Origin of the sequence: Bacillus sp. FSL R5-0820 (genome assembly GCF_038593385.1) — a bacterium.
Classification (GTDB): Bacteria; Bacillota; Bacilli; order Bacillales; family Bacillaceae; genus Bacillus; species Bacillus altitudinis.
In genome coordinates, this window is record NZ_CP151991.1 from 2,680,670 (window position 1) to 2,702,293 (window position 21,624).

The 21,624-nt window shown below is 40.4% G+C and carries 21 protein-coding genes, 1 pseudogene, 1 riboswitch and 1 other annotated feature; of the genes and pseudogenes, 7 read left to right on the forward strand and 15 right to left on the reverse strand.

Annotation, left to right across the window (positions count from 1 at the left end; all coding sequences use genetic code 11):
* Positions 1-18: 18 nt before the first annotated feature.
* Both leuS and NST15_RS13800 read right to left on the reverse strand, forming a co-directional pair.
* Positions 19-2,433 (reverse strand): leucine--tRNA ligase, encoded by a 2,415-nt coding sequence (gene leuS, locus NST15_RS13795; RefSeq protein ID WP_048001444.1) that lies wholly within the window; start codon positions 2,431-2,433, stop codon positions 19-21.
* Between the two features lie 97 nt (positions 2,434-2,530).
* Positions 2,531-2,752 (reverse strand) — a binding site (T-box leader).
* A gap of 102 nt (positions 2,753-2,854) precedes the next feature.
* Complete coding sequence (locus NST15_RS13800) at positions 2,855-3,184, reverse strand: DUF4257 domain-containing protein (protein ID WP_008343006.1); 330 nt, start codon at positions 3,182-3,184, stop codon at positions 2,855-2,857.
* 425 nt (positions 3,185-3,609) lie between these two features.
* Between NST15_RS13800 and NST15_RS13805 the strand changes: the two genes are divergently transcribed.
* Both NST15_RS13805 and NST15_RS13810 read left to right on the forward strand, forming a co-directional pair.
* Positions 3,610-4,413: an STAS domain-containing protein gene (locus NST15_RS13805; RefSeq protein ID WP_007501884.1), complete on the forward strand. Its 804-nt coding sequence runs from the start codon at positions 3,610-3,612 to the stop codon at positions 4,411-4,413.
* An 84-nt stretch (positions 4,414-4,497) separates the two neighbouring features.
* Positions 4,498-5,196 carry a hypothetical protein gene (locus NST15_RS13810; RefSeq protein WP_035702104.1) on the forward strand — a complete coding sequence of 233 codons (699 nt, stop codon included), beginning with the start codon at positions 4,498-4,500 and terminating at the stop codon, positions 5,194-5,196.
* A 60-nt stretch (positions 5,197-5,256) separates the two neighbouring features.
* On the opposite strand, the gene NST15_RS13815 is transcribed toward NST15_RS13810, so the two are convergent.
* The 6 genes from NST15_RS13815 to NST15_RS13840 are packed head-to-tail and all read right to left on the reverse strand — an operon-like array spanning position 5,257 to position 9,714.
* Positions 5,257-6,567 carry an ABC transporter permease gene (locus NST15_RS13815; RefSeq protein WP_019743694.1) on the reverse strand — a complete coding sequence of 437 codons (1,311 nt, stop codon included), beginning with the start codon at positions 6,565-6,567 and terminating at the stop codon, positions 5,257-5,259.
* Positions 6,557-7,255, reverse strand: coding sequence for an ABC transporter ATP-binding protein (locus NST15_RS13820; RefSeq protein ID WP_019743693.1), 699 nt, complete (start codon positions 7,253-7,255; stop codon positions 6,557-6,559). Before NST15_RS13820 ends, NST15_RS13815 begins: the two co-directional genes overlap by 11 nt.
* Positions 7,256-7,276: 21 nt before the next feature.
* On the reverse strand, positions 7,277-8,260 hold the full coding sequence (locus NST15_RS13825) for an ABC transporter ATP-binding protein (RefSeq protein WP_342498599.1): 984 nt from the start codon (positions 8,258-8,260) through the stop codon (positions 7,277-7,279).
* A complete protein-coding gene (locus tag NST15_RS13830; RefSeq protein ID WP_007501894.1) occupies positions 8,254-9,132 on the reverse strand; it encodes an ABC transporter ATP-binding protein in 879 nt (292 codons plus the stop codon). Before NST15_RS13830 ends, NST15_RS13825 begins: the two co-directional genes overlap by 7 nt.
* Complete coding sequence (locus tag NST15_RS13835) at positions 9,125-9,517, reverse strand: GntR family transcriptional regulator (protein WP_019743690.1); 393 nt, start codon at positions 9,515-9,517, stop codon at positions 9,125-9,127. The genes NST15_RS13830 and NST15_RS13835 overlap by 8 nt, the downstream gene beginning before the upstream one ends.
* 17 nt (positions 9,518-9,534) lie before the next feature.
* Complete coding sequence (locus NST15_RS13840) at positions 9,535-9,714, reverse strand: hypothetical protein (protein WP_008342991.1); 180 nt, start codon at positions 9,712-9,714, stop codon at positions 9,535-9,537.
* Between the two features lie 183 nt (positions 9,715-9,897).
* Here NST15_RS13840 and NST15_RS13845 point away from each other — a divergent pair.
* Positions 9,898-10,076, forward strand: a pseudogene (locus NST15_RS13845) (IS1595 family transposase); the annotation flags it as partial.
* Positions 10,077-10,111: 35 nt separating this feature from the next.
* Here NST15_RS13845 and NST15_RS13850 read toward each other — a convergent pair.
* Complete coding sequence (locus tag NST15_RS13850; RefSeq protein WP_019743688.1) at positions 10,112-10,444, reverse strand: hypothetical protein; 333 nt, start codon at positions 10,442-10,444, stop codon at positions 10,112-10,114.
* 149 nt (positions 10,445-10,593) lie between these two features.
* Positions 10,594-10,869 carry a YtzC family protein gene (locus tag NST15_RS13855; protein ID WP_019743687.1) on the reverse strand — a complete coding sequence of 92 codons (276 nt, stop codon included), beginning with the start codon at positions 10,867-10,869 and terminating at the stop codon, positions 10,594-10,596.
* Positions 10,870-11,021: 152 nt separating this feature from the next.
* Here NST15_RS13855 and NST15_RS13860 point away from each other — a divergent pair, with 152 nt between their 5' ends.
* Together NST15_RS13860 and NST15_RS13865 are read left to right on the forward strand one after the other, a co-directional pair.
* Positions 11,022-11,987, forward strand: a complete 966-nt coding sequence (locus tag NST15_RS13860) for a TIGR01212 family radical SAM protein (RefSeq protein ID WP_017358356.1) — start codon at positions 11,022-11,024, stop codon at positions 11,985-11,987.
* Positions 11,984-12,562 (forward strand): class I SAM-dependent methyltransferase, encoded by a 579-nt coding sequence (locus NST15_RS13865; RefSeq protein ID WP_202734271.1) that lies wholly within the window; start codon positions 11,984-11,986, stop codon positions 12,560-12,562. The genes NST15_RS13860 and NST15_RS13865 overlap by 4 nt, the downstream gene beginning before the upstream one ends.
* Positions 12,563-12,581: 19 nt before the next feature.
* Here the strand turns inward: NST15_RS13865 and NST15_RS13870 are convergent, their stop codons facing one another.
* From NST15_RS13870 to NST15_RS13880, 3 genes are all read right to left on the reverse strand, one after another.
* Positions 12,582-13,358 carry a sporulation protein gene (locus tag NST15_RS13870; protein WP_342498600.1) on the reverse strand — a complete coding sequence of 259 codons (777 nt, stop codon included), beginning with the start codon at positions 13,356-13,358 and terminating at the stop codon, positions 12,582-12,584.
* 265 nt (positions 13,359-13,623) lie between these two features.
* A complete protein-coding gene (locus NST15_RS13875) occupies positions 13,624-14,703 on the reverse strand; it encodes a tetraprenyl-beta-curcumene synthase family protein (RefSeq protein ID WP_019743684.1) in 1,080 nt (359 codons plus the stop codon).
* Positions 14,704-14,732: 29 nt separating this feature from the next.
* Positions 14,733-15,512 carry an alpha/beta hydrolase gene (locus NST15_RS13880; protein ID WP_019743683.1) on the reverse strand — a complete coding sequence of 260 codons (780 nt, stop codon included), beginning with the start codon at positions 15,510-15,512 and terminating at the stop codon, positions 14,733-14,735.
* Between the two features lie 45 nt (positions 15,513-15,557).
* On the opposite strand from NST15_RS13880, the gene NST15_RS13885 reads away from it, so the two are divergent.
* On the forward strand, positions 15,558-16,073 hold the full coding sequence (locus NST15_RS13885) for a gamma carbonic anhydrase family protein (RefSeq protein ID WP_008342977.1): 516 nt from the start codon (positions 15,558-15,560) through the stop codon (positions 16,071-16,073).
* Positions 16,074-16,214: 141 nt separating this feature from the next.
* Here the strand turns inward: NST15_RS13885 and asnB are convergent, their stop codons facing one another.
* Together asnB and metK are read right to left on the reverse strand one after the other, a co-directional pair.
* Positions 16,215-18,113 (reverse strand): asparagine synthase (glutamine-hydrolyzing), encoded by a 1,899-nt coding sequence (asnB, locus tag NST15_RS13890; protein WP_017367900.1) that lies wholly within the window; start codon positions 18,111-18,113, stop codon positions 16,215-16,217.
* A gap of 148 nt (positions 18,114-18,261) precedes the next feature.
* Positions 18,262-19,464 carry a methionine adenosyltransferase gene (gene metK / locus NST15_RS13895; protein WP_007501907.1) on the reverse strand — a complete coding sequence of 401 codons (1,203 nt, stop codon included), beginning with the start codon at positions 19,462-19,464 and terminating at the stop codon, positions 18,262-18,264.
* A gap of 195 nt (positions 19,465-19,659) precedes the next feature.
* Positions 19,660-19,794: riboswitch (SAM riboswitch) on the reverse strand.
* Between the two features lie 226 nt (positions 19,795-20,020).
* Here metK and pckA point away from each other — a divergent pair.
* Complete coding sequence (pckA, locus tag NST15_RS13900) at positions 20,021-21,607, forward strand: phosphoenolpyruvate carboxykinase (ATP) (RefSeq protein ID WP_019743681.1); 1,587 nt, start codon at positions 20,021-20,023, stop codon at positions 21,605-21,607.
* Positions 21,608-21,624: the final 17 nt, after the last annotated feature.

A 21,624-nucleotide genomic window follows, 5' to 3' on the forward strand; every position in this document is an offset into this window, starting at 1 on the left:
TACCGATGGGTGCGTTCATTAGTTTGCGACAATATTGACAAGTTTTCCAGGAACCGCAATCACTTTACGGATTGTTTTCCCTTCAAGCTGTTCTTTTATCCGTGCATCATTTTTCGCAAGCTCTTCTAGCTGCTCTTTTGTTGCATCAGCAGGAACCGTTAATTTTGCTTTCACTTTTCCATTTAACTGTACGACAATTTCCACTTCATCATCGACAAGTTTTGACTCATCATATTGCGGCCATGCTTCATAAGAAATAGACCCTTCATGACCAAGTTTATTCCAAAGCTCTTCCGCTACATGCGGTGCAATTGGAGAAAGAAGTTTCACAAAGCCTTCTGCATATTCTTTCGGCAGTGTGTCAGCCTTGTATGCATCGTTGATGAACACCATTAATTGTGAAATCCCAGTATTGAAACGTAAGCCTTCATAATGATCTGTTACCTTCATGACGGTTTCATGGTAGCTTCGCTCTAATGGCCCGCCAGATTGCTCTGTCACTTTATCACTGATGGAGCCATCTTCATTTGTAAACAGACGCCATACACGATCTAGGAAACGACGAGCACCATCAAGACCTGTTTCAGACCAAGCAATTGACGCATCTAAAGGCCCCATGAACATTTCATACAGTCTTAATGTATCTGCACCATGAGATTCTACGATATCATCTGGGTTGACAACATTCCCTTTTGATTTACTCATTTTTTCATTATTTTCACCAAGAATCATTCCTTGGTTGAACAATTTCATGAACGGTTCTTTTGTTGGAACAACACCAATATCATACAAGAATTTATGCCAGAATCGTGCATATAGCAGATGAAGCACAGCATGTTCTGCTCCACCAATATACACATCAACCGGAAGCCATTTCTTCAGCTTTTCAGGCGATGCAAGTTCTTCTGTGTTATGTGGATCAATATAACGTAAGAAGTACCAGCAGCTACCTGCCCATTGTGGCATCGTATTCGTTTCACGGCGGCCTTTCTTACCTGTTACAGGATCTACAACCTCAACCCAGTCTTTAATATTGGCTAAAGGTGATTCACCTGTTCCGCTTGGCTTAATCTCCGTCGTCTTAGGCAAAATCAGTGGAAGCTCTTCCTCTGAAACAGCTGAAGATGTTCCGTCCTCCCAATGAATAATTGGAATTGGCTCTCCCCAGTAACGCTGACGGCTGAACAGCCAGTCTCTTAAACGATAAGTGACTTTCTTTTCACCTTTTTGATGTTCTTCCAGCCATGCAATCGCTTTTTCAATTGCTTCTTCTTTCCCTAAGCCGTTTAAGAAATCAGAGTTGATGTGCTTTCCATCACCTGTGTAGGCTTCTTTGTCAATGTCTCCACCTTCGACAACCTCTTTGATGGGAAGATCGAATGTTTTGGCGAATTCATAATCACGCTCATCATGAGCAGGAACTGCCATAATCGCTCCAGTGCCATATGTGGCTAACACATAATCTGCAATCCAGATCGGCATCTTTTCCCCATTCAATGGATTGATGGCATAAGCACCTGTGAAAATGCCCGTTTTCGTTTTAGCAAGATCTGTTCGCTCTAAGTCACTCTTAGATTGAATTTCTTTGATATATGCTTCAACTGCTTCTTTTTGAGCAGCTGTTGTAATTTTTTCAACTAGTGTATGCTCTGGTGCAAGAACGGCATATGTTGCACCAAATAGTGTATCAGGACGTGTTGTAAACACAGTAAACTGTTCGTCATGTCCTTCTACTTCGAAGTGAACATGTGCACCTTCAGAACGTCCAATCCAGTTGCGCTGCATGTCTTTGATGCTTTCAGGCCAATCAATGTCTTCTAAATCTTCTAATAGCCTGTCCGCATATGCTGTAATTTTTAGCATCCATTGCTTCATTGGACGTCTTTCAACAGGATGCCCTCCGCGCTCACTTTTCCCATCAATGACTTCTTCATTTGCAAGGACTGTACCAAGTGCTGGGCACCAGTTTACAGGTACTTCATCAATATACGCCAATCCTTTTTCGTACAATTTCAAGAAAATCCACTGTGTCCATTTATAATAATTCGGATCTGTCGTGTTAATTTCTCGATCCCAATCATACGAGAAGCCTAATGATTGAATTTGACGGCGGAAATTATTAATGTTCTCTTCTGTAAATGCAGCTGGATCATTTCCTGTATCCAGCGCATATTGTTCCGCTGGAAGACCAAATGCGTCCCATCCCATTGGATGAAGAACATCGTATCCTTGCATACGTTTCATACGTGATAAAATATCCGTTGCTGTGTATCCTTCAGGATGCCCTACATGAAGCCCTGCTCCTGATGGATAAGGAAACATATCTAGCGCATAAAACTTTGGTTTATCTTCCGAGTCAGATGTGGCGAATGTTTTATGTGTCAGCCAATAATCCTGCCACTTCTTTTCAATTTCCCGATGCTGAAAACTCAATGTGAAAACCTCCTTTAATATGTACGGCTTTATCTGCTCAGATGACCACTGCAAGAATTCAGATTTTTCTAAAATCAACAAAAAACCCTCATCCCTGGAAAGGGACGAGAGATTTTTTGGTTCCCGCGGTACCACCCTTGTTAGCGTCATGAACTGTTCATACGCTCACTTAATATCTTTAACGCAGACATGCGACAGAAGCTTTAACGCAACTGCAACTCTGAGGCGAGTTCAGAAGCAGATTTGATTGACTTTCACCAGCCGTCAATTCTCTAAAGACAAATACTGCTTTCCTACTACTCCTCTTCACTGTTCTTATCGTAACCGTCATCTAAGTAGTATTTTATAGAATTATGATCATAAGTGCAAGCAGGTTTGTATACAATGGGAATGTACCCTAGACTAGGGTAAAGTGAGGATATTATTCGTGTGGAGATCGGTTATGACGGTTGGAGCCTGCATCCTGTGAACGTTCTTCTCTCACAAAATCGAAGCTTCGCAGAACTGCTTCTCCTCCGTAACCTGAAATAATGGATAAGATGATCAAGTGCAGACTAGATTCGGGATTTGAGGATAAGACAAGCAGTGTAGCAGCAATCATCCCAACGAGCCAATCTTCAATAAACCCTAGATAAATAAACTTCTTTGTCATTCTGGGCTTCTCTAGCCTGCCTTTTTTCTTTACGTGACCGAGAATGCCCATGACCCCTCCAATGGCGCAAGCAATAATGACTTGTTGCAGCATTTTCATCACCTTCCTAAAGCCCTTAGAATAGTAAAGCGACTTCAGGCTGTCCAGCCCCCTGTAATGCCATTCTGCTGTTCCGTCATAATCCATGTAAAAGGTCTATTCTCTCTAACGAAGAAAAAAAGCTTGTTTCTTCCATTATATGTGAATGACCCAAAAACAATCTTGATGCATTGGAATCATTTTCACCTAATCCATATTAACTATTTTTGTCATTTTATGAATTATCATCAAATGATCCCTTCTTTTTCTAATGAAAAGTCTCCTTACTTACTCTATTCTAATGGAGGACAAACTATGATGACAAATTTAACAAAGCGATTGCAATCATTGAAACAGAACATATGTTATGTTACGTTTAAAAAGAATTCATTTGGTTTTAAAAAAACCATCTTAAATGTCTGATAGCAGCAGCAAAGGAGGGTAATATGGTCAGCTCGAACATCTTCGGCTTGCAAAAACAGCTTGAACTCATAAAAAAAGCGCTGGATCATGCGCGGATTGGTGTTGTCATTACAGACCCTTCTTTAGAGGATAACCCTATCGTTTATGTGAATCATGGCTTTACACAAATGACTGGATATAAACCAGATGAGATTCTTGGACGTAATTGTCGATTCCTCCAAGGAAAAGACACAAATCAAGAGCAACTTGCCTTAATACGTCACGGAATTCAAAACAAAACACCTATTACCACACAGCTCAAAAATTATAAAAAAGACGGTACTTTTTTTTGGAATGAACTCAATATAGATCCTCTATACATTGAACAAGATGACAAAACATTTTTTATTGGCTTTCAAAAGGACATTACAAAGCAGAAAGAATATGAACAACTCCTAGAAGATTCCTTACAGGAAGTCACCTCTCTGTCGACGCCAATTGTCCCAATCAAAAATGGTGTTTCCGCTCTTCCACTCATCGGAAAATTATCAGAAGAACGCTTTGATGCCATCGTCGCGAAGTTAACTTGTATATTAGAAGATTCAAAGGATGATTATTTAATTGTCGATCTTTCTGGTTTAATCGATGTCGATGATTCCGTTGCAGCGCGAATTTTCAAACTGCATCACCTGCTGAACTTAACTGGAACTGAACTCATCATCACTGGGATCAAACCACAGCTTGCGATGAAAATGAAAGACTTAGATACAGACTTCCAGAATACGATCACTTACTTAACAGTAAAAGAAGCAATCAAAGGATTGCCATTAGCTGAAAACCCTGTATAAACAGGGTTTTTTTAATTGAACCGCTCCCCAAAATGGAAAAATGAGGTATGATAGGTATAAATAGCGATATAGGGGGGCTGCCAGATGATGATGTTACTCATCATAGGTCTTTTATGTATTTGTTTCGCCATAGGATATGCCGTCAATTTCTTATTACTTAAACACCAAAATCAACAAATCTTTTCAAAAAAACTCTTCTATCCTTTTTTGACCATTGGTCTTGTTTTTTCTATTATGTCATTACCGTTTGCCGGCACAGGTGCTCCGAAAGCACAAGCAGATCCATCTTCTGAACAGCTGCTGAAAGAGCAAAAACAATTAGCATCTGACCTTTCTCGTCTAAAGGAAGACAAAGAAACGCTGACGGCCTCTTTAGAAGACGTGACCAAAGAAAAAGAAAAGCTATCCAAGAAATTAGAAACCATCACCTCCGAAAAGAAGACAGTCAAACAGCAAGAAAAAACCATCCATGAGCTTGAAGAGAAAATAGACAAGCTAACCTCGACAAACGAAACACTCAAAAAAGAACACCAGAAAGTAAACAAAGACACCACGTCATCGGCCCAGCGATCTGCTCCTAAAGATGATGGGGCCAATACTAGCGGTCATGAGTCACAAAAAGAAACAAAAAAAGAATCTGCCGCCTGTAATATTAAAGGAAGTGTCAACGGCATCTATCACACACCGAGCAGCAGATACTACTCACGGACAAAAAACGTGACCAAAATGTTCTGCTCCGTAGAAGAAGCTGAGCGTGCAGGGTACCGGGCACCAAAGCAATAGACATCTTTTGACGATAAAAAAACCTCCTGTCAGCCCACTATAGGTACAGGAGGTTCTTCTTTAAATTTCTCTTCTTAATGCTGTTAATACATTCGTTTTTGTCGCCTTACGTGCTGGGTTGAGTCCAGAAATAATGGCAACTCCTGCACTAATCACTGTTGCTGTGACCACAAGGCTTAGCGGAATATAGGAGAAGGTGATCGAGAATTGATCACTTGATCCCCCTTCAGACATGGAAGACAAAATTGCTGGAATGATTAAATTCACTGCAAAACTAACGATGTACGAGATGATGATCCCGATGATCGATCCAATCACCCCAATATAAGCACTTTCCATGAGGAACATTCGCTTAATAATAGAAGGATTCGCACCGATGGCTTTCATGATCCCAATCTCTTGTGTCCGCTCTGTTACAGCCATTGTCATCGTATTGAAAATGCCGATCGCCGAAATAATGACCGCAATACATCCAACAAAGATGAGTCCAATTTTAAAGACTGTAAAGAACATATCCATTCCTTCAAGCTGATTCGTCACAGAGATGACTTGATAGCCGTCATCTGTCAGCTTATCTGTGAGCGCACCGACATTGTCGAACTTATCAGCATAGACAGACGTCATTTTTTCGACATTTCCTGCATCAGGAGACAGATCGAGCACTTGACTAAATTCTTTTTCATAAGCATTCGGAATAAGAATTTTATGATCCTGCTGCCACTCCAAATTCGGTTTCTTCAATACACCGACGACACGGAAATCGAACGTCTTTTCTTTCACCACTTCATTTTCTTCATTCAGTTTTGGCACCTTGATTTGAATGACTTTGTTTAAAATTTCCTTCGTATAGCCTTTTGGCTCTTCCGGTGTATCTTCACCATTTGATGTCTGATTCATTTCTTTTTCATAGTCTTTTCGTTCTTTTTCCGTCCAAAGTTGTTCTGCCATATGATACCCAACTACAATTTCATTCGCCGATGTTGGGACTTTTCCACGGTCTAGTTCAAGGCCTGCCTCTTTTTCTTCTTTCATATCTGTCAGTACAGCCTGCGTATCACTTGAGCGATTATCGAGCTCGACGTGAACCGATGGAATGATTGCCGTTCTTGCAACGACAGATTTCGCATGATCATATTTCTTTAAATCGTCAACCTTGACGTCACCTTTTTCTTTGCCTAACACTTTAATTTCTGTGATAATTTGTTGTTTCATGATTTCATCTTGAGCCGATTTTTGCAGACCAAAACCAACTGACGCTAGAACGATTAAGAAAGAGCATGCCATTGTCGTTGCAAGTATGGTCATAAACACACGCAATCTATTTTTCTTCATATTTCTTCTGATGAATTTGACCTGATCTCTAAATTTCAATGGACTGATCCCCTTTCTTTAATACACCATCATGAAGCTGGAACGTTGTGTCTGCGATTGAAGCGACTTCATCGTCATGTGTAATGATGACAAATGTAATTCCTTTTTCACGATTAAGCTGCTGGATAAAGGCTAGAATTTCTCCTTCAGTTTCTGAATCCAGACTGCCTGTTGGTTCATCCGCTAAAATAATAGACGGATTAAGGATCAAGGCTCTTGCAATACTCACACGCTGCTGCTGTCCACCTGATAGTTCATTAGGATAATGTCCTGCGTGATGTTCAAGACCAACTCGTTTCAGCATTTCCTTTACTTTCACTTTTCGCTCAGACGGCTTCACACCTTTTAAAGTGAGCGGAAGTTCAACGTTCTCATATGTTGTTAAACTCCCGATCAATTGAAAGCTTTGAAAGATAAAGCCAAAATGATCTAACCGAAAGTCTGCCCATTCTTTTTCATTAAAGCCGGTCACATTGGTGCCATCAACGATAATTTGTCCGCTTGTTGGCGTAATATATCCCGATATTAGATTCAGTAAAGTCGATTTCCCCGAACCGCTTCGTCCGACGATACATGCAATATCGCCTCTATTAATAGACAAGTCAATGTCTTTGAGCACAGGAATTTCGTTCTCCCTGCCCTTTTTCCCAATTTTAAACACATGATCTAACGATTGAATTTGAATCATCTCTACTCCCCTGCTCTCTGTTTATCTTTTTCGATAGATTAAGAAATAACTCGTCAGTGCACCTACAGCTCCACCGATGAACATGCCAACAAAATATCCAATTAAGGAATCTGAGGAGAAACCAACCCAGCCAAACCCTAAGACGCCAAACACGATCACCATAATTTGAATTGGGCGATCCATTATTGAATAAAGGAAGAATCGGCCATTTCGTTCAATTGGATGTTTAATAAAGCTAAACAAGCCAATAAGGTAAAATAGCAACATCATGACAATTGGAACGATGTATTCTTCACCATTGAACCAAAGCGGATATTCCTGATAAAAACGGTTAGCTGTAATATAAGTAATGGGGGAAATGGGCGTGATCAAGAAATTAAAGATTTTATCCAGCCACATCCCGCTTGTTTTAAAGATAAAAGTTAAATGAAGGATTGGTAAACCAATCACTAAGTAAGGTAAAATAGCTGTACTAAATCCAACGATTGCTTGAGAAATAGCACTCCCTGTTAAAGCACCTGCTGCAAAAAACAAACTATAGATCATCAAGGCTGACAACAGTGCAGAAACATAAAGACTGTTAAATCCAGGTGTCTCTATTGGCCCAAGACCTAATTTTAATAAATAAATGAGAAGGTATGAAACAGCATGAACACTTGCAATAATTCCAGCACCTAAGAAAAACTTTGTGTGAAAGATGGAACTTCTACTAAACGGCAAGGATACGGTAAAGTCCATCTGCCCTTTATTTCTTTCAAATCCTAGCTGAATCACAGCAAAAAATATTCCCATGACCCATGAAAGTGAGAGAAATGCGTCCGTCTTAAAAATATAAGTGAATGTTGTTGTATCCATTAGACAGTCTCGGTTATTCAAACAATCTTGAAAGGTTGAGTACTCCATTAAGAGGGATAATGGCGTCGCAAAGATCGCAACAAGCATCACTAAAATGAATGTCAGCTCAGACTGCTTCCATTCCTTATATAACAATTGCCGCTTTACCATCTGCGTTTCCCTCCAAACTTCGCAATGAATACTTCTTCTAAATTTACAGGCAGTTCATGCCAGACTTTTGGTTCAAGCGATTTCAAATACTCTTTTGCTTCTTCATCTGTTTTGAGTACAAGTGCTGTATAGAACACACCCGCTTGATCTAAGATGGCAACGCCTTTTTTTCTAATACTTAAGTTCATATCCTCTTCAAATGCCATCTGGATTTTAACGTAGTCATTCTTTAATTCGTCTAAATCCATAACACTTGTGAGCTGATTTCCTTCCAAAAACCCGATTCGGTTACACATACGCTCAATATCCTCTAAACGGTGAGATGTAATTAAAATCGTTGTTTGTCGTTCTGCCACCTCGTCAATCATCAGCTGAAGAACGTCATTTCTTGTGACTGCATCAATCCCGTCTGTCGGCTCATCTAACAAAATGACTGCTGGTTTGATGGCAAAACTTAAAATGAGAGACAGCTGTTTCTTTAAACCTGTCGACAATTCACGGTATTTCACTTTTTCCGGAATCTCATACCGGTTCACAAGCTCATTGGCATATGTCACGTCAAACTTTGGATACAGTTGTTTTAACAGCTTCACAAGCTGTCCATAATTGTACCGGTCAAAGTAGGGATTTACGACTGGCATATACACAATATTTTGTTTCACTAACGGGTGGTCTTTTACGAGTACATCTTTAAAATAAATCTCTCCTTCATCCGGAAGAAGGATTTGCTGAATCAAGCGAAGAAGTGTTGTTTTACCAGAGCCATTCCGGCCAAGCAGACCAAAGATCTCTCCTTCGCCTATCTTGAAGGAAACGTTGCTGAGTACTTCGCGTCCATTTAATTTCTTTGATACATTTCTGACCTCAATCAACTTGTTTTCCTCCTTTTAGACTTGAGCCGATCTCCTCCAGCCACTCTTTGAGTTGATGAATATCAATACCGGCATAATGAGCTTCAATAATGAGTTGCCTTAATTGCTCCTTCATCTCTAACACCTTCCCTTCATTCAGCTTTAACTGTGCACCTTCTGTCACATACGTTCCACGGCCTCTTAATGTTTCAATAATTCCTTCCCGTTCAAGCTCTTTATACGCTTTGCTGACGGTGTTTGGATTCGCAATAATAATGGTGGCAAGCTCTCTCACAGAAGGCAGTTTGTCACCTGGTTTCATCACGCCTTTTAAGCACAAAATTTTTAACTGCTCAATGATTTGTTCATATATTGGTGCAGCGCTTCTTGGATCTATTTGAATCATGATGGCTCCCTCTTTTCTCATTCATGCTTTTGCAGTCCTATCGCTTGATCATGTCCTTGCATTAAAGGGACCGAATTTGGAATAAAATCTTTTTGAACTTCAAAACCAATGAAAACGAGAACGAAAAAAAATGTACATGCTAACGCAACAGCCAGCACCATCCACTTTAAATTGATTGGTTTTTTTTCTTTTTTCATGGTTAACACCTTTCTTCACGTTTAAGTGTCTATAGTGTATTAGTTGATGTAGTACACTTAATACAATATAGACACTTGATTGAAAAGTCAAGGGACTCTAGAAAAAAATAGGCAGACGAACCAGATAAAATTACGAAGCTACTTAAAAGCTTTCGGAAGCCAGGTTTGCTTCTGGTTTAGGGTGTTCAACACGTTCATAACTTTCATAATCGCCTTAAAAAGTGGATGGAGCGTTTTAAGGAGTTGCAACACAATATTTGGAAAACTACCTCTGCTGGTTCCGATGGCTTGATAAGGAAAAGAATGTAGCATTTGAAAAACGAGTAGAGCAAATGCTTGTTTTAGCGTGTCAAAGTGCATAATAAAAGACCCCGAATATTGAGGTCTCTACAATGTTTTAATTAGATACTATTACTTTGTTTTTGGCCTTGCTTTTGAACAGGATTAGCACCCACCATACTAATAAAAATATATAGCCTATAACTGTAAAGATAGACCAAACTGCACCCTGTCGCAATTGACTAAATAAGTGTTCAAATTCATTCATTCCTTCTACTCTACCAATGCTATTTATCAGGCTAATCATCGGAATTGTAACAGTAAATACAATGGTTAGAATGGACAATCCCCTATGTTTATTTTTCACGACACTGAATATTGCGGTTCCTAATGTTGTTAAGAAAAACAAGTAATATAATGCCCAAAACCAATTAGGAAGAGTCTCCCACATTTCTTCTACCCCCTTGAAGATATTTGCAATTTCTATATATAACATACTTTAACAGAATAAAAACCTATTACAAATATATATCCAAAAACAACAATCTTTGCGAAAACAGCCAAAAAATAAAACAGACCCTTAAAAGAAGGATCTGTTCATCATTCGTTCTCGTATGAAATACCCAAAATCATTTGATTTTGAAGACTTTGAATTTGTACACGCGTTCTGTCTAAACGTTCTCTTTGCTGATCATTGGCGACATCTTTTAACTTTTCTAATTCATTCACTGCGTCCTCTAGCATGAGCTGCGCTTTTGAAAATTCTTCTTCGTTATAATGTTCTTGGCGAGAGCTCAAATCAAACTGTTCGCTTGCAAATTCGAGAGTCTCAGTGCTTTTTTGGACAAATTCATCGATTGATTTTCTTGTTGCCATCTTGCCATTCCTCCATTTCATCATCGTTCTCGCCTATTTTGCCCACGTAAAGCTTTTTCACTAAAGAAAATGTTGGACAGATTCAATTGTCCTCTTTCGTGATTTTTGTTAAACTTTAAGGATGCCTATTATTATGCAAGGAGGTTACTGACTTGGATCAGCATAACCCTTTTTTATATTCAAACAGCGAAAAACGTTATCACACATGGAATTATCATTTGCGTGAGCACTTTGGTCATAAAGTATTTAAAGTCGCATTAGACGGCGGCTTTGATTGTCCAAACCGTGATGGTACTGTCGCACATGGAGGCTGCACATTTTGCAGCGCAGCAGGATCTGGTGATTTTGCAGGAAACCGGGCGGATGATCTCATCACTCAATTTAATGAAATCAAGGACCGGATGCATACAAAATGGAAAGATGGAAAATACATGGCGTATTTCCAAGCTTACACAAATACACATGCGCCGCTGCCTGTTTTAAAAGAAAAATACGAAACCGTTATGAATCTGGATGGAGTGGTTGGTTTATCGATTGCCACAAGACCTGATTGTCTGCCAGATGACGTGGTGGAATATTTAGCTGAGTTAAACGAACGGACGTATCTATGGGTTGAACTTGGTCTACAAACTGTACATGAGCGGACAGCGATGCTCATCAACCGTGCTCATGATTATGAATGCTACGTAGAAGGTGTAGAAAAACTGCGAAAACATGGCATTCGAGTCTGTTCACATATCATCAACGGTCTTCCTCTTGAAAACCGAGATATGATGATGGAAACAGCAAAAGCTGTCGCTGATTTAGATGTACAAGGAATTAAAATTCATCTGCTTCACCTGTTAAAAGGAACACCGATGGTGAAGCAATATGAGAAAGGCAAACTAGAATTTCTCAGCCAAGAGGAATATGTTCAGCTTGTCTGTGACCAGCTAGAGATCCTGCCGCCAGAAATGATTATTCATCGTATTACAGGCGATGGTCCCATTGAATTAATGGTAGGTCCAATGTGGAGTGTGAATAAATGGGAAGTGCTCAATGCCATAAATGCTGAGCTTGAAAGACGTAACAGCTACCAAGGCAAACGCTTCGTCAGATTGGAAGAAGCGGCAAAATGATTTTAAAACGGATGCTCCCTTTTAGTAAAGAGCTGTTAGAACGTGCTTGCCAAAAAGGCGATATTGTCATTGATGCAACGATGGGAAATGGCCATGATACACGCTATTTAGCTGACCTTGTCGGGAAGGATGGACAAGTTTTCGCATTCGATGTACAGAAGGAAGCCATCGAGCAAACAAGCAAAAGACTTGGTGAGCACTACCCTTACGTTCACCTTATCCATGACGGACATGAACAACTTGCTGAGCATCTGCCAGCCGAAGCTTATGGTCACATATCTGGTGCAGTGTTCAATCTTGGGTACTTACCAGGAGGCGATAAAACCGTCACAACTCAGGCCCATACAACCATTGAAGCGATCAAACAGCTCATTGATTGGCTTAAGCCTGGAGGTCTGATCGTTCTTGTGATTTACCACGGTCATCCCGAAGGAAAAAAAGAGAAGGACATCCTTCTTGATTATTGCAAAACACTCCATCAGGAAGAAGTACAGGTGATCTCTTATCAATACATGAATATTCAAAACGATCCGCCCTTCGTGGTAGCCATCGAAAAAAAACTCAAATCCTCTTAATGGATTTGAGTTTTTTTATTTAATAAGCGTATTGGTCAATGATTTCTTCAAGTACTACTTCCAGCTCTTCTACATCTGCAAGCTCTGATTGAGTAAAGCGGACACGTACAAGCTGTTCTCCGTCATTATACATTTCTTCCAGCCAGCCACGCAGCCCTCTTGCTCTACGGTCGACTTCAAAAATGATATCTAACCCCTCTTCATCAATGAAGAAAATCACCTCTAACTCATCAAGCATTTGACGATAATAGTCGGAAGTCGGTATGAACTCAAATTCTTGAACAAAGGGAAGGCGGCGCCTAAAATAAGGTGCTTCTTCGCAGTCTGCTTCATGAAGGTGAAAGCCTAAGTTTCCAACAGCTTCAAGCACACGATTCACCCAAGGGTGTGCGTTTACAAAAATGCGGTCATGATCAAATTTATCAATACCACCTTGAATATCAAGGTCTGTCACAACAGCAAGCTCTACTTTACCTACAGTCATTGGTGTATCAAGAGGAAGGTGAAACGAGAATGTAAACTGCTGAGCTTCCCCAGGCTGAATCGTGAATGATTCAGTCACTCGGACAGAATGGATGGTTGTGTGTTTTCGTTGCTCTTCATCATCTTTTACAATGGTGTACCATGTTTTCAACTTTAAATCAATATAGCGGATATCTTGAGGCACTTTTCCGCCCTTCACATGGACTGTTCCCTTTACTTCTTCTCCCGGTTCATACGCATCTTTCTCCAAAATTGTATCCACTTTTGCTGCACCGATTCCTACACTTGCTGCAAACTTTTTAAAAAATGACATATTCGACCTTCCCCTTTTTTAAGTTTTTCAACAAATATACGTCATAAGGAGTAGATACGATTCATTCAATCCATACTTTTCTCCTATTTTTCGTACACTAAGAATATTATCGGCAGCAAATAAGAGGATTGTAATGAAAAAAGAGGATACGTCTGATCATGGTTCGCCTTAAAAAGGGTACATCGCCCAAGCAAAACCGTTCAAAACAAAAAAGCTTGTAGAAAACCATTTTGTTTTCTACAAGCTGATGAGCTTACTTTATCCTTTATGAAGATTTCATCCAAGGCATTTTCTGATAGGTGCGATAGGCTCTGCCATTGATATAGAAAAAGAACGATGTTTTCCCGCTTGATTTGATCAACCGCTTTGCCAGCTTGTTCATCTCTTTTTGGGCTGTCACTTTTTCATCAGACAAATAGACCGCAAGTAACCCTCTATTGATTAGTTTGTGAAAGTTCTCGTGTGGAATGCCTTTCAGCTGTTCATCCGCTTTTTCAATAAAATGCTGTAGTCTATCCATCATCTCATGATGAGAGTTGTAGTACGAGCAAAAATTCAAATCGCCTTCCAGCCTGTCCTCTTCTTGGTCGATTAAATAGTCCAGTAAGATGTGCAGACCTTGGATATAAGGGAAATAACTTTCGTAAATTTGCTTCGCCTGCTTCTCTGTAAAATCAGGCTGCAGTGCATAAGCCACAAGACAGAAAATGCCCAGCGTTGATCCTGCACATGCGGAAAACTCATACCACTCCATCTTCGGTAAATCCTTTTCATACTGGCGGAACCATGACTCTAATCGAGGTTCACGCTCATGAGGAACCACATGCTTATGTACTTGTAAATCACTATAATAATCACACAGCGTATGTAAATAGGGCTGAATGATCGGATAATGCGCTAGACGTGATAACACATTTTGGCATGTCCTAACAAGCGCATGCAGATATCCATGATCCTCTTGATCATCACGGAATTGATAGTACGGCTTAAGCTCCGCATGAATATCGAGTGCATCTCTCATCGCTTGATGCAGCATATGAAAATCCTTTGGATCAAGTGATGTACTGCGGTCACACAAGTTATCTAAGTAATCGCTAATCGTTTGGTACGCCACAATGAATTCAATACACGTTTCCTTCGCTTCACCTGCAAGAAGAGATAAAATTCCCCCGCCTTCACAGTGAAAGGTTTTACTGGATATGCTCGCTAGTGCCTGCGTTCTCAGTTCTTCATTTTCAATCATTTCTGCATGAGCCCGCCACTTTTTTAGCTCCTGATGAACTAGCGGAAAAATATCTTTATACACCTTCGTCATCAGTGCAAAAGGACGTTCTGGTACTGACAAATCAATCCACCCCCAACTTAAGCTCACAATCAAATATATTGATCAGTAAAGGCTCTTGCCGCCTTAAACACATCTTCTCGCTCGGGCTCATTAAAAATTTCATGATAAAGCCCTTCCCATTCACGGTATGATTTATTGGTTGATTCAATGCCATTGAACCATTTCATCACTCTTGTTTTATCTACAATCTTGTCATCACCTGCCTGCATGAGCAGGAGTGGAATCGACCGAAAAACATTCGTAGGCTGCATCGCCGCATCGATATTTTTGACCAGTTCTCGATACCAGCGAACCGACACCTTCGTCACATAAAGCGAATCATTCGAATCTGCCTCAATCACATCTTGATTCCGTGTGGCAAGTTCGATCGACAGCCCAGATTCGACTTTAAAAGACGGTGCCAGCACATTTAGCCCTTTTGACGCAAAATCCATCAGCTTCTTCGGTTTAAATTGCAGACCTAAACAAGGTGATGATAAAATAAGGCCATCAATCTTCGTATGGGTATACTGCTTGAACCATTCAATCGAAATCAGTCCCCCCATACTATGTCCAAGTAAAAATGTCGGAAGTCTGAACGACTTCGCATGTTCAATCCATTCATCGACTGTATCAATGTATTCTTGAAAAGAACGAATGTGGCCTCTCGCACGTGTCGATGTCCCTTGCCCAGGCAGGTCACCCATGACGACGTGATAGCCTGCATTTCGCCACATTTCGATCAGCCATTTATATCGGCCATGATATTCACTAGCACCATGTACAATGACAATTGTACCAACCGGTCTTTCAGCATGCCAAGTCCACAAAGTAAACACCTCACAAATGTTGTATTAAGAAAGGAAGTCGAAAAAGTGATTTATCCATATCATCAGTTTACACCTGAGATTCATGAATCGGTCTTTGTTGCAGAAAACGCCACCATTACAGGTGATGTCACAATTGGAGAATATTCAAGCGTTTGGTTCCAAACGGTCATTAGAGGCGATGTAGCTCCTGTAAGAATTGGAAAAAACGTCAACATTCAAGACTTATCCTGTCTGCATCAAAGTCCTGGAAAAACACTTCTTATTGAAGATGGTGCTACCATTGGACACCAAGTCACATTACATAGCTCTATCATTCGAAAAAATGCCCTCATTGGCATGGGATCCATCATTCTCGATGGTGCGGAAATTGGCGAAGGAGCCTTTATTGGTGCAGGCAGCCTTGTCCCGCAAGGAAAAGTCATCCCAAAAGGTTCACTCGCTTTTGGCCGTCCAGCCAAAGTCGTTCGCCAGTTAACAGATGAAGATATCCAAGACATGGATCGTATCCGCAGAGAATATGTAGAAAAAGGACAATACTATCGTTCCCTTTTATCGCGTTAACATCATACATGTATCTTCACTTTATCATGTTTTTTTCAGGATATTAAGCAATAACTGTGTACCGCTTGTTATTTTACCCTTTTCCACCACTTTCTATCATGACAAAAAAGGTTTTCAGCTTTGTGCTGAAAACCTTTTTCATTAGCTAAAAATAACTTCTTTCGGCTGGTGATTCAACTGCTCTGGATCAATGCTGCGCTCTACATAGATGCTATGCCAGATCATAAAGATCAGGACAGTCCAAATCTTACGGCTATGATCTGCTTTTCCAGCACAATGATCATTTAATAAATCAAGAACATATGCCTTGTTAATGTATTCATCTGTTTGACTGTTTTTAATGATATCTTTCGCCCAAGCGTTCATCTCATTTTTCAGCCAATGACGAATTGGAACAGGGAAACCTAGTTTTTTACGGTTTAACACATGGTCCGGCACAATGCCTTCTGCTGCTTTACGCAATAAATATTTCGTTGTGCCGTCTTTCGTTTTCAGCTCTTCTGGAATTTTAGAAGCTGCTTCAAATACGACCTTATCAAGGAATGGAACACGAAGCTCAAGAGAATTCGCCATTGTCATCTTATCTGCTTTAAGCAGGATATCCCCGCGCATCCACGTATGGATATCAACATATTGCATTTTGTTAATATCACTGTAGCCTGCGCTTTCCTCGAAGTATGTTTTCGTCACGTCACGATACGTGATGTTCGGATCATACTGCTTTAAGAGGTTTTTCTTCACTGGCTCTTCAAAGATTTTTGCATTGCCGATATAACGTTCCTCTAATGGCGTACAGCCGCGAACGATAAAGCTCTTCCCTTTCATTCCTTCTGGCATTAAACGAGCCAGACGAAGAAGAAGCTTTTTCAGCATGGATGGTACAGATTCAAAAGGCTTTAGAGACAGCGGCTCACGGTAAATATTATATCCACCGAACAGCTCGTCTGCTCCCTCACCTGAAAGAACAACTGTGACTTGTTTTTTCGCTTCTTTTGCCACGAAATACAATGGAATCGCCGCTGGATCAGCCAAAGGATCATCTAAATGCCAGACGATCTTCGGAAGCTCATTCATATATTCCTCAGGAGAAATCACAGCACTAAAGTTTTGCAATCCCAGCTTATCAGCTGTTTCTTTTGCTACATCCACTTCACTGAATCCATCCTGCTGGAAACCAACAGAGAATGTCTTCAGTTCAGGGTGAAATTCCTTTGCGACCGACACGATGAAAGAAGAATCGATCCCGCCTGATAAGAATGAACCAACAGGCACATCACTTCTCATGTGGACTTTTACAGAATCATAGATAGCATCACGTACTTCTTCTATTAATTTCTGCTCTTGTGTTTGCTCAGGTTTGAATTGAACTTTCCAGTAAGTCTTAAATGCAATGTCTTGGCCTGGACGCAGTGTAAACTGATGACCTGGCTCAACTTTGTGCACTTTTTGATCAAGTGTATTTGGCTCAGGAACGAACTGAAAAGACATGTACTGCTGCAAAGCAGTCTCATCAAATAAGATGTTCTCATTCACAGCCATTAAGCTTTTGCGTTCAGAAGCAAAGTACACTTGGTCATCCATTTGTGTAAAATAGAGCGGTTTAATCCCGAAAGGATCTCTTGCGCCATATAATAACTGCGCTTCTTTATCCCAAATTAAAAAGGCAAACATGCCGCGAAGCTTCGATGCCGCTTCTTCTTTATAGTGGCGATATGTGGCAAGAAGGACTTCCGTATCAGAATCTGTGCTGAACGTATAGCCTTTTTTCACAAGCTCTTCTTTCAGCTCCACATAGTTATAAATTTCTCCGTTAAAAATAATCCAATATTTTTCATCTTCATAAGAAAGCGGCTGCTTTCCGTGTTCAACATCTATAATACTTAAACGTCTAAATCCAAATCCTACATGCTCATCATGAAAGTACCCCTCATCATCCGGACCTCGATGAACGATGAGACGATTCATTTGCTTAATTAACTCTTCCTGCTCAGTAGTTTCGGACAATGGACGGTGATTAAATACACCAACAAACCCACACATATTATTGCCTCCACGTTATGTTATTTCTTAAAAGTAGACCTATAATTAGACAGTATTTTGTCCAATTTTGTTTCACATTTTTACGCTTTTTGTAGAATTTTTTTTAATCAAAAGGAAAACCGCTTAAAATAAGCGGTTTTGTATGTTGTTATTGTCCTAATGCTTCCTTGCGAAGCGTGTCGGCTTTATCCGTTTTTTCCCATGGAAGATCCAAGTCATGACGGCCAAAGTGTCCGTATGCAGCGGTTTGTTTATAGATCGGACGACGTAAGTCAAGCATTTTAATAATGCCGGCTGGACGAAGATCAAAGTTTGCACGTACCACTTCAATTAATTTCTCTTCAGAGGCTTTTCCTGTTCCAAATGTATCAATTGAAATGGAGACAGGCTGTGCAACACCAATTGCATAAGCAAGCTGTACTTCACATGAATCTGCAAGACCAGCTGCTACGATGTTTTTCGCTACATAGCGAGCCGCATATGCTGCAGAACGGTCAACCTTCGTTGCATCCTTACCAGAGAAAGCACCGCCACCGTGACGAGCATACCCGCCATAAGTGTCAACGATGATTTTACGTCCAGTTAAACCAGCATCCCCTTGAGGTCCACCGATGACAAAGCGGCCTGTTGGGTTGATGAAGTATTTTGTTTCTTCATCGATCAGTTCACTTGGAACGACAGGGCGGATGACATGCTCTTTTAAGTCGCTTTGAATTTGTTCAAGCGTCACTTCTGGTGCATGTTGTGTAGAAATAACCACCGTATCAATACGAACTGGTTTGTTTTGTTCATCATATTCAACTGTTACTTGAGTTTTTCCGTCTGGACGAAGGTATGCAAGTGTTTCATTCTTGCGTACTTCTGTTAAACGGCGAGATAATTTATGTGCAAGAGAAATCGGCAGTGGCATAAGCTCTTCAGTTTCGTTGTTTGCAAAACCAAACATAAGACCTTGGTCACCTGCACCGATCGCATCAATTTCTTCTTCAGTCATTGTTCCTTCACGTGCTTCAAGCGCTTTGTCTACACCTTGCGCAATATCAGCAGACTGTTCATCAATTGATGTAAGAACCGCACATGTTTCCGCATCAAAACCATATTTCGCACGTGTGTAGCCAATTTCCTTAATCGTGTCACGCACCGTCTTTGGAATGTCGACATAAGTAGACGTTGTAATCTCACCGCTTACTAATACGAGACCGGTTGTTACAGAAGTTTCACAGGCAACACGTGCATTTGGATCTTTCTTTAAAATTTCATCCAAAATGCTGTCTGAAATTTGATCACAGATTTTATCTGGATGTCCTTCGGTCACTGATTCTGAAGTAAATAAACGACGATTTTGACTCATAATGGCTATTTCCTCCTGTACAAGACCACATCATCCCAAGATGAGGCCTCCAATATGATACGGAACTCGTTCCCTCTTATATTTCAACATGTTTATATTAGAGATGTTATTGGCAATTTGTTCATATGATATCCCAAAAATAAAAAAACCATTTCCTTCATTGCGAGGAAAGGGTCTGAGATCGCATGCCTTTCACTCTTATCGCTCAAGGTGTTCTTGTACCTTGCATCAGGTTAGCACCTTGGTTTCTCAGCATGTTCATGCCTTTTTCATAAGAAACCGGTTGCTGGGCTTCATCGGGCCTGTCCCTCCACCAACTCGGGATAAGAGTATCCGTTCAATAAGATATCTTATCTTAAACCCTTGCGTCATGTCAATGGTTCATAGGAATTATCTCCCCTTTTTTTCACCTCATCATTAGCATCACCAAAAAGCATATTTTCATAGCAGAAATGAAAAAACACACACAAAAATATTTAAATAGTATAGACTATTATTATCAATGTGTTATACTAATCAAAACAAACAAATTCAACGGTAAAGGAAGGGTTTTTTTATGAACTCAGTGGATTTAAAAGAAGATTTGCAGTCATTGCTCTCATTAGAAAATACGCACCAAAATTTATCTGTTCCGAAACTTGTTGAAAAGATTCTGGCACGTAATGAAGGCGTTTTAACTTCAACTGGTGCTGTCCGCGCCACAACGGGTGCCTACACTGGACGTTCGCCTAAAGATAAATTCATCGTAAAAGAAGAAAACTCTGAACATAAAATTGATTGGGGTCAAGTCAATCAGCCGATCTCGAAAGAGGCATTTGATCGTTTATATACAAAGGTTGTGTCATACTTAAAAGAACGTGATGAACTATTTGTCTTTGATGGTTTTGCCGGTGCTGACGAAAAATACCGTATGCCAATTACAGTTGTAAATGAATTCGCTTGGCACAATCTCTTTGCAAAGCAGCTATTCATCAGACCTGATGGATCAACACCATCATCAAACGAAAAACCTTTCACCATCTTATCTGCACCTCACTTTAAAGCAGATCCTGAAACAGATGGCACAAACTCTGAAACGTTTATTATCGTTTCTTTTGAAAAACGGACGATTCTGATCGGTGGAACAGAATATGCAGGAGAGATGAAAAAATCCATTTTCTCTGTTATGAACTACCTGCTTCCTGAACAAGATATTTTATCAATGCACTGCTCTGCTAACGTCGGTCAAGAAGGCGATGTTGCTTTATTTTTCGGCCTTTCAGGTACTGGAAAAACGACGCTTTCTGCAAGTGCAAGCCGCAAGCTGATTGGAGACGATGAGCACGGTTGGTCTAACACAGGTGTCTTCAATATTGAAGGCGGATGCTATGCAAAATGCGTAAACTTAAGTGAAGAAAAAGAACCACAAATTTACAAAGCCATCAGCTTCGGATCAGTGCTTGAAAATGTAGTACTTGATGAAGAAACACGTGAAGCAGATTATGATGACACATTCTTTACTGAAAATACACGTGCGGCTTACCCGATCGAAATGATTGATAACATCGTGAAACCAAGTATTGCAGGTCACCCATCTGCCATCGTCTTTTTAACAGCTGATGCATTCGGCGTTTTACCTCCAATCAGCCGTTTAACGAAAGAACAGGCGATGTACCACTTCTTGAGTGGTTACACAAGTAAATTAGCTGGAACTGAGCGTGGTGTAACGTCACCAGAAACAACGTTCTCTACTTGCTTTGGTTCACCATTCTTGCCACTTCCTGCTCATGTCTATGCTGAAATGCTTGGCAAAAAAATCGATGAGCACGGCGCAAAAGTATTCCTTGTGAATACAGGCTGGACTGGCGGCGGCTACGGTACGGGCAAACGAATGAATCTTGCTCATACAAGAGCAATGGTGCAGGCAGCGATCGAAGGAGATCTTGACAACGCTGAAATGATCACTGACGACATCTTCGGATTACACATCCCGCTTCATATTCCAGGAGTGCCAGATGAAGTGCTTCAGCCTGCTAAAACATGGGACGATCAAGAGGCTTACAAAGAAAAAGCACACTTCCTTGCAAATGAATTTAAAAAGAACTTCAAAAAATTCAGCCATGCAGCAAGTGATATTGAAGCAAAAGGCGGACCACTCGTCTAATCAAAAGGAAAAAGCTG

What these genes read in the sequence shown, in the direction of transcription:
- asnB (WP_017367900.1), bottom strand. Translation starts at nt 18,113, where the DNA reads ATGTGTGGGTTTGTTGGTGTATTTAATCACCGTCCATTGTCCGAAACT.
- NST15_RS13840 (WP_008342991.1), bottom strand. Translation starts at nt 9,714, where the DNA reads ATGAAAAAAGAAAAAAAACCAATCAATTTAAAGTGGATGGTGCTGGCT.
- NST15_RS13865 (WP_202734271.1), top strand. Translation starts at nt 11,984, where the DNA reads ATGATTTTAAAACGGATGCTCCCTTTTAGTAAAGAGCTGTTAGAACGT.
- metK (WP_007501907.1), bottom strand. Translation starts at nt 19,464, where the DNA reads ATGAGTCAAAATCGTCGTTTATTTACTTCAGAATCAGTGACCGAAGGA.
- NST15_RS13825 (WP_342498599.1), bottom strand. Translation starts at nt 8,260, where the DNA reads ATGGTAAAGCGGCAATTGTTATATAAGGAATGGAAGCAGTCTGAGCTG.
- NST15_RS13800 (WP_008343006.1), bottom strand. Translation starts at nt 3,184, where the DNA reads ATGAAAATGCTGCAACAAGTCATTATTGCTTGCGCCATTGGAGGGGTC.
- NST15_RS13805 (WP_007501884.1), top strand. Translation starts at nt 3,610, where the DNA reads ATGGTCAGCTCGAACATCTTCGGCTTGCAAAAACAGCTTGAACTCATA.
- NST15_RS13820 (WP_019743693.1), bottom strand. Translation starts at nt 7,255, where the DNA reads ATGATTCAAATTCAATCGTTAGATCATGTGTTTAAAATTGGGAAAAAG.
- NST15_RS13835 (WP_019743690.1), bottom strand. Translation starts at nt 9,517, where the DNA reads ATGATTCAAATAGATCCAAGAAGCGCTGCACCAATATATGAACAAATC.
- NST15_RS13810 (WP_035702104.1), top strand. Translation starts at nt 4,498, where the DNA reads ATGATGATGTTACTCATCATAGGTCTTTTATGTATTTGTTTCGCCATA.
- NST15_RS13855 (WP_019743687.1), bottom strand. Translation starts at nt 10,869, where the DNA reads ATGGCAACAAGAAAATCAATCGATGAATTTGTCCAAAAAAGCACTGAG.
- pckA (WP_019743681.1), top strand. Translation starts at nt 20,021, where the DNA reads ATGAACTCAGTGGATTTAAAAGAAGATTTGCAGTCATTGCTCTCATTA.
- NST15_RS13850 (WP_019743688.1), bottom strand. Translation starts at nt 10,444, where the DNA reads ATGTGGGAGACTCTTCCTAATTGGTTTTGGGCATTATATTACTTGTTT.
- NST15_RS13870 (WP_342498600.1), bottom strand. Translation starts at nt 13,358, where the DNA reads ATGTCATTTTTTAAAAAGTTTGCAGCAAGTGTAGGAATCGGTGCAGCA.